This window comes from Petralouisia muris, assembly GCF_004793545.1.
GTDB lineage: Bacteria > Bacillota > Clostridia > Lachnospirales > Lachnospiraceae > Petralouisia > Petralouisia muris.
On the sequence record NZ_SRYA01000148.1, the window covers coordinates 1 to 5064 of the forward strand.

General features: G+C 41.7%; 8 protein-coding genes. All 8 read left to right on the plus strand.

Annotated features, from left to right (window positions below; all coding sequences use genetic code 11):
* A partial coding sequence (locus E5329_RS31330) for a hypothetical protein (RefSeq protein WP_275443843.1) occupies positions 1–395 on the plus strand: 395 nt, incomplete at its 5' end.
* Positions 364–1002 (plus strand): TetR/AcrR family transcriptional regulator, encoded by a 639-nt coding sequence (locus E5329_RS28095; protein WP_135992433.1) that lies wholly within the window; start codon positions 364–366, stop codon positions 1000–1002. The genes E5329_RS31330 and E5329_RS28095, both read left to right, overlap by 32 nt.
* A 32-nt stretch (positions 1003–1034) precedes the next feature.
* Positions 1035–1283 (plus strand): DUF3781 domain-containing protein, encoded by a 249-nt coding sequence (locus E5329_RS28100; RefSeq protein WP_120472372.1) that lies wholly within the window; start codon positions 1035–1037, stop codon positions 1281–1283.
* 327 nt (positions 1284–1610) lie between these two features.
* Positions 1611–2498, plus strand: coding sequence for a helix-turn-helix transcriptional regulator (locus E5329_RS28105; protein ID WP_135992434.1), 888 nt, complete (start codon positions 1611–1613; stop codon positions 2496–2498).
* A gap of 4 nt (positions 2499–2502) precedes the next feature.
* Positions 2503–3327, plus strand: coding sequence for a CPBP family intramembrane glutamic endopeptidase (locus tag E5329_RS28110; protein WP_135992435.1), 825 nt, complete (start codon positions 2503–2505; stop codon positions 3325–3327).
* On the plus strand, positions 3324–3851 hold the full coding sequence (locus tag E5329_RS28115; RefSeq protein WP_135992436.1) for a hypothetical protein: 528 nt from the start codon (positions 3324–3326) through the stop codon (positions 3849–3851). Before E5329_RS28110 ends, E5329_RS28115 begins: the two co-directional genes overlap by 4 nt.
* A 343-nt stretch (positions 3852–4194) precedes the next feature.
* Positions 4195–4794 carry a CPBP family intramembrane glutamic endopeptidase gene (locus E5329_RS28120; protein ID WP_275443844.1) on the plus strand — a complete coding sequence of 200 codons (600 nt, stop codon included), beginning with the start codon at positions 4195–4197 and terminating at the stop codon, positions 4792–4794.
* Positions 4795–4796: 2 nt separating this feature from the next.
* Entirely contained in the window at positions 4797–4988 is a 192-nt protein-coding gene (locus E5329_RS28125) for a cysteine-rich KTR domain-containing protein (RefSeq protein WP_135992437.1), read from the plus strand.
* The last annotated feature ends 76 nt before the right edge of the window (positions 4989–5064 follow it).

Sequence of the window (5064 nt, forward strand, 5' to 3'; positions counted from 1 at the left end):
TTCGGAAATTTCTGAAGCCTTATAAAACAAGGGATTCGAGTTTCCGAGAGTACACAGGCTTTATAAGGCCTGAAGGATGTTTGGCTTTATTCAACTGTCAAACTCCCGAGAAGCGGGCAGGGATAATCAGGCAAGGCATAAAGATAAAGGGGCAAGGTAGCAAAGAATGGGTAGAAATTCTATTTGAGAACGTAGAAATCAATGGACAGAAAGGATTATATTGTATGGGTATGGTTATGTCCATTGATTTTTCATTTAAGCAAAGTTTTATCAATTTCCAGCCGGTTAGATTGACAAATTATTTTCTCAGTGCTAATATTAAATCGACAGTCAGTCTACAAACAATAGGAGGGTGCAGATTCCATGCGTGTGGTAAAAGAAGCGGAAGAACGTAAAAATGAAATATTGGACGTGGCAGAGAGACTGTTTGGAACAAAAGGCTTTGACGGCACCAGCACCAGTGACATTCTGAATGAAATCGGCATTGCGAGGGGGACGCTTTATTACCATTTCAAATCCAAAGAAGAAATTCTGGACGCAATGATCAGCCGCATGATGAGCAGGCTGATTGAAAAAGCGGAAGCGATTGCGGCACAGAAAAATGTTCCTGTGCTGGAGCGCCTTACTATGATGATGCTTGCATTAAATGTGAGCGATGGTAATTTTGGACAGGAACTCCTGAAACAGATACATAACCCGCAGAATGCCCTTATGCACCAGAAAATGGAAAAGTCCCTGCTCTCTGGTATCAATCCTATTATTACGGATTTAATAAGAGAGGGAATGGAGCAGGGGATATGTCAGACGGATTATCCCGAAGAAACTGCAGAAATGACTTTTTTATATGCAAATACAGTGTTTGATGACCTTATGGAACACAGCGAAGAAGAAAAGCAAAGAAAGATAGCTGCATTTATTTACAATCTGGAACGGCTGTTAAATATGGAACAAGATAGCATGAAAGCGGCTGTTATTCCCATTTTTCAAAACAGCAATAAGTAATACGGCATAGCGTTTATAGGGGGCAAGGTATAATGAGTGATTGTGGACTATTGATTGATAATATAGACAAGATTCATACTACCAAAATGGGAATTGACAGGATTAAGAGAAATCTGAAATTAAATACGGATGATGTTGTTGGATACTGTAAAAGTCTGATTATGAATAAGAATTGCCGTATCTACCGTCAAGGAAAAAATTGGTATTGTGAAATTGACAATGCAAGGCTGACAGTTAATTCTTACAGCTATACAATTATTACTGCACACACTATGAAGTAAATTGTTGGCGAAATGGATATCGTGCATATTCAAGGGGCGCTATTGTCCCTTAATTATTTAATCTGATATAGACAGGCAGACGGTCAATAAGAAAATTATAATGTTTAGAGCAAATAAAAGTTTTATAAATAAGGAAATGCCACGAAAAGTAGCAGAAAAAAACGAAATGTAATTCCTGCCTGCTTGTAATGCAAAATGCGCTTTCCTATACTGAAGGCATCAAAACAAGGAGACAAAATTCTGCACAGCTTGTTGGGCATTGCTCCATGCAGTGGCAGTCGCATTTTGCTTCGCAAAACAAAAAGTTAAAAATTTAGGAGGATTCATATGACATTTGCAGAAAAATTAAAATCTATCCGCAAGCAGGCAGGTATGTCGCAGGAACAGCTGGCGGAGAAACTCGGCGTATCAAGACAGGCAGTTACCAAATGGGAAACGGATGCAGGCATTCCGGATATTGAAAACATGATGGCAGTCTCCGCCCTGTTTGACATTTCCATTGATGAGCTGCTCTCGAATGAAAAAGGAGCAAAAAAGCCGGCGGACTATCTTTATGAGAGCGTTACAGAGTATGACATTGACGAGCCAAAACACTACGATATGAAATTCGGCGGGGCAAAGCAATTCACACTGTCGGGATATGAGGGCGAGAAAATCCGTGTCCGCCTTGTATCCAATACCATGCCCACGCTTCAGAATGATTTTAAGGTCAGGATTGATGACATCAGAAAACGGATTGATGTGGAGGTAAATCGTAAAAACGGGGTGACAGAAGCAACGGCAAAAGAAGCGGTCAGCATCTTTGTCCAGATACCGACGCCATACATCAGAAAAATTGAATGTGCGGTCAATGCGGAAACGGTGGCGATCCGTTCTCTGGAGTGTGAGAGCATAGAGCTTGATATAAAGACACCGAATGTTATCCTTGCGGATGTCACCGGAACGGTAGAGATTAACTGTAACCTTGATATGGAAGTGGTCTGCCATTCCTTAAACGGGGAGGTTGCAATCAACCAAGTGTCTGCAACTTCAAAAATCTATGTTCCGCAGGACGCAGCGTTTACTGCCATTGCGAAAGGGATTGGCACAAGCATATCTTATGAGAAGGATGGAAAGCGGACCGAGCCTTTCAGTGTGCCGGAGGCGGAGAACATTATTGAACTGAATGGAATCAAGAGCGAGCTTGTTATCTGCACGGACAGGGAAAGGCGCTGACGGTATGAAAACAAATTATTTGAAGAAATACATCATCAGTTCCTATATTCTGGTATGGGCGCTCATTATTTTTGTGGCAGGTATGGCAAGTCTTGTATTCCATGCACCGCCTGTCATCATGTGGATTGTCCGCAATCTGATCACATGGTCACCAACGTATCTGCTCCTGATTGGCTGGAAACATTTCAGACCGGACGAAACAAGAAGGGTTTTCATAAAACGGTGTTTTTCGGGTAAAGTGAAACTTTTTCCGTTGCTATGTTCTTTTGCACTTACATTTGGGATTAGTGTTTTGGCATTGTTCCTCTTTTCCGCTGTCATGGGAAAGCCTGTGCTGTCCTATATCAATTTTGGAATAATAGCATTGCCGCTCAGTATTTTTCTGTCCTTTACGTCGGGACCGACAGGAGAAGAATTGGGCTGGCGTGGCTTTATGCGGGAGGAATTCAACAAGAGATATGGTTTCTTAAAATCCTCTGTCTGTCAGGGCTTGGTGTGGTGCTTCTGGCATACCCTGTTGTGGGCAGTGGATTCAGAATTTACCGACTGGAGGGCAGTCCCCTATGTCATTTCCAATATTGTCGTCATTACCTGCATGACCGTTTTGATGAACATTTTTTTAGAATGGCATAACAACCTGATTTATTCGGTATTGCTGCACTTTGGATTTAATATCATTTATGTGTTTTTAGAGGCAGATATAGGATTCTTTGTGATTTTGACCGTTCTATATCTGGTAATCACACCAATTGTCATATTTGTACGGAATAAGACTGCTGAAAGGCTTTCGAAAAATGATGATAGTGGAGAAAGGAAAATAAAAGAATGAGTAATTTAGAGAAAATTCAAAAAGGAATGAGGGTGTTTCAGATACTCTCTAAGATTGTTTTGGTATTTGCAATCGTGGGAGTGGCTTTAACATCAATAGCGGCTGTCCTCGTTGCGGCGGATGTGTTAAATGAGAAAAACCAGTTTCTTCATTTTCTGTCGGCTTCGGCTGAAATGAGCAAGGGACAGCTTGTAGGCATTTTGACGGCGGCGGATATTTCTCTTTTGTTTGGCGGCGTAATAACATTATTTGTCTATCGCTATTTTACAGCAGAACTGAAAGAGGGGACGCCGTTTACAAGTGCAGGCGCAGACAGGGTAAAGCAGCTTGGAATTATCACGATTGTATTATCTGTCATATCTGTGTGTATTACAGACTTTATTTACGAGAGAATTCACTTGTCGTCATGGAATATGTTTGATGATAGCGGCAGCGTTACACCTGGGATCTGTTTGCTTTTGCTTGCTATGGTTATGCGTTATGGTGCGGAACTGGAGCAGAAAACGAAAGGTGGCAAAATCTGAGGATTTCTATGGAAAAAGGCGAATGGATATTCTGCTCTGTCTGTGGAAATAAGACAAAGGAAATAAATAACATGAATGATAATAAAAGTCAGATTAGAATATACCTGATTTTTATATTAGGTATCTGTTGGGCGCTTGGCATAGCAGCGTTTTGTTTGCAGGGGAACAGTCAAAATACCATATATCAAATTTTGCAAAAGGGTTTTACAGCATTTCCCGTTATAGCTGCTCTTTTTACAAGACGCATGACGGGGACAGATCAGAATGGCGCATTTCTTTCCGTATATGGAAGAACAAAAAGCTATGGGCTTTCTGCGCTTTTGCTCCCGGCATTTTAATTGTGATGGGAACAGTTCTATATTTTGTGCTGTTTCCCGAACAATACAGCGGCATCTTCAATTTGGGCAGTCTGACAGGCACAGAACAGGTGATACATATAGCTAACCCGCTGCAATTCTGCGTGATATGCGTACTTGCTGCGGCGGTATGTATTCCGATTCAAGTGCTGGAGCTTGGGGAGGAAATTGGCTGGAGAGAATATCTGCTCCCAAAACAAATAGCGGAGTATGGAGTGAGAAAAGGAACATTGCTGAATGGTCTTTATTGGGGAATCGCCCATTTGCCGCTCATTTACCTTGGTTTTAATTACAGTCTGGAAAATGCGGGCGCACCGTGGAGCAATATGCTTATGATGATGCTTGTGTGCGTGACAATAGGAATGATATGTTCCTATGTTATGGTGTACAGCAACAATGTCATGTATCCTGCAATTATCCACGGAGTAGTCAATGTCATAGGTGAAATACCCGTTTTCATTTCCGTTTCGGGGAAGAATGGGCTATTGGGACCCAATCCGACAGGGCTGATCAGTATGTCGGAATTGATACTATGTGCAATTATCATGCTGATTAAATTGCCAATTGCAAAAATGGTAAGCGCGTAAGGATGGAAAAAATAATTTCTGAGTGGATACACTGCCCTGTCTGCGAAAATAAAACAAGGTTACAGATACGGGCAGACACAGAGCTGAAAAACTTTCCCCTCTACTGCCCGAAATGCAGACAGGAAAGTTTGATTGACGCAAAGGATTTACAAGTAACGGTTATTAAAAGGCTTGAAGCGAAAACGCAGAGCTGATTAACTCAGCGACAAATTTCCATTGAACAAAATCGCTGCGCGATGGCCTGCCAGGGCTGTGGCGTAGTTTTTACGT